General features: G+C 60.3%; 1 protein-coding gene and 1 pseudogene. Both read right to left on the minus strand.

What is annotated here, in order from left to right; genetic code table 11:
- Positions 1-104 precede the first annotated feature (104 nt).
- Entirely contained in the window at positions 105-1,511 is a 1,407-nt protein-coding gene (locus E1832_RS00060) for an IS30 family transposase (RefSeq protein WP_202903115.1), read from the minus strand.
- 46 nt (positions 1,512-1,557) lie between these two features.
- Positions 1,558-2,031, minus strand: a pseudogene (locus E1832_RS00065) (IS3 family transposase); the annotation flags it as partial.
- Between the last annotated feature and the right edge of the window lie 90 nt (positions 2,032-2,121).

A 2,121-nucleotide genomic window follows, 5' to 3' on the forward strand; every position in this document is an offset into this window, starting at 1 on the left:
CGGCCAAGGCATTGTCATAAGAGTCGCCCACGCTGCCCACTGAAGGTTCGATGCCGGCCTCGGCCAGCCGCTCGGTATATTTGATGGACACGTATTGGGCAGATTCAACCGGTCGCTGCAACACTTTCGATCATATCCGATTTAAGCAAACCGTCGAGCGCTTCTGCCGGCGTGCGATAACCCAGCGTCTTGCGAGGCCTGCTATTAAGGGCATGCGCCACAGCGCTGAGTTCATCGGCTCCGTGCTGGCTCAGATCTGTACCCTTCGGAAAGTACTGCCGTAGCAAACCGTTTGTGTTTTCATTGCTACCGCGCTGCCACGGACTTTGAGGGTCGCAGAAGTAAATATCGAGGCCAGTATCGATCCTGAGCTGTGCGTGTTGAGCCATCTCGGCACCTTGGTCCCACGTTAGGGATTGGCGTAGGTGCGCCGGCAGCTCCATGATCGTTTCGGCGATAGCATCACGGACTGCTTCGGCGCCATGCCCGGCAAGAGCAGGACCGTTCTTGACGGACTTGTCGATCCCGTGACCTTCCATGCGAGGCAGGTGCAGGAGCATTGTAAACCGTGTTGTACGTTCGACCAGCGTGCCGATCGCTGAACTGCCGAGACCCAGAATGAGATCGCCCTCCCAATGGCCAGGCACCGCTCTGTCGTCGATCTCCGCAGGACGATCGCTGATCATCAGTGCATCCCCGAGAAAGGATTTGCCACGGTTGCGAGCACGTTCACGGGGTAAGCGCAGCGCCCGTCCAGAGCGCAAGCAAGCCGATAATTCTCGCTTCAGAGCACCGCGGCCCTGGATATAAAGCGCCTGATAGATGGCTTCGTGACTGATGCGCATGGCCGGGTCCTCAGGGAAGTCCAGTCTCAGACGCCGCGCAATCTGTTCCGGGCTCCAAGCTTTGGACCAGCGTCGACTTTGCCGATGAACGGCCCGCCGCCCTTTCCATACCACGACAGGACCCTCAAAGGCGATGCCGTCAGGCGTTCCAATGAGGCCGGCGAGCCGGTCCTGAACGTAGTCACGAAGTGCCAGGTTGGTTGCAAGCTTTGCGGCTTTCGGCCGTCGTGCTGCCCGATCAGCATGCCATTGTGCGGTAATGGCCCGATAGTCGAAGTCGCCGCTGCGTGTCGCCGAATTGCGCCTGATCTCGCGCGAGATTGTACTGGGTGATCGCCCCAGCTTCCGTGCGATGGCGCGAACGCCACTGCCGCGAGCGCATTCCAATGCAATTTCCTCCCGTTCGCTGAACGTCAGGCTGCGGTTTTTGAGCGGTGTTGCTGAGGGCGATAGATGTGTGGGAGGCATGCCACCTGAACTCCGAAACCATCGGTTTCCAACGGGGGCAGAGACGCCAGCTTCCACAGCGGCATCCTCGCTGGACAAGCCCGCCGCCACTTCTCCCCAGAACCGACACAGGTTCTCACGCTGCCACACCGGTGGCCGACCTGGCGAGGATAACTTTTGCCGCGTCGACCGCTCCGACTTCCGTCTTCCCGTCACCATAAACACCTCCAAGTTTGGGGTGTTGCGCTGACCGGTTGAATCTGCCTTGGCTGCCCCTATCGCTGTGATGGACCAAGCCACCGCCATGCAGAGGCCGCCGATCATGCAGGGCCTGCTCCAAGGCATCGAGAACGAATCCCGCATGGGCAGTCCGTGACGCCCGCCATCCAACGATGCGGCGGGCATAGGCATCGATGACGAAGGCCACGTAGACGAAGCCGGCCCATGTGGCCACATAGGTGAAATCCGAAAGCCAGAGCCGATCGGGTGCCGGTGCGTGGAACTGGCGGTTCACCTGGTCGAGCGGGCAAGGAGCCGACTTGTCGCTGATCGTGGTGCGAACCGGTTTGCCGCGAATGACACCCTGCAGGCCGAGCTCCCGCATCAGCCTTTGCACCGTGCATCGCGCAACATCGAACCCTTCCCGCTGCATCTGTCTCCAAACCTTCCTGACGCCATAGACCGAGAAGTTCTCGGCAAAGACCCGCATGACCTCAGGCTTGAGGGCTTCGTCGCGTTGGGTGTCAATCGGCATTGAAGTTTGACCCCCTATCGGCATCCAATATTGACCCCCTTGGTGGTGAGCAGGCCCGGCGCTGCGTAGCCCTCA

It is taken from the genome of Antarcticimicrobium luteum (assembly GCF_004358185.1).
Taxonomy (GTDB): Bacteria; Pseudomonadota; Alphaproteobacteria; order Rhodobacterales; family Rhodobacteraceae; genus Antarcticimicrobium; species Antarcticimicrobium luteum.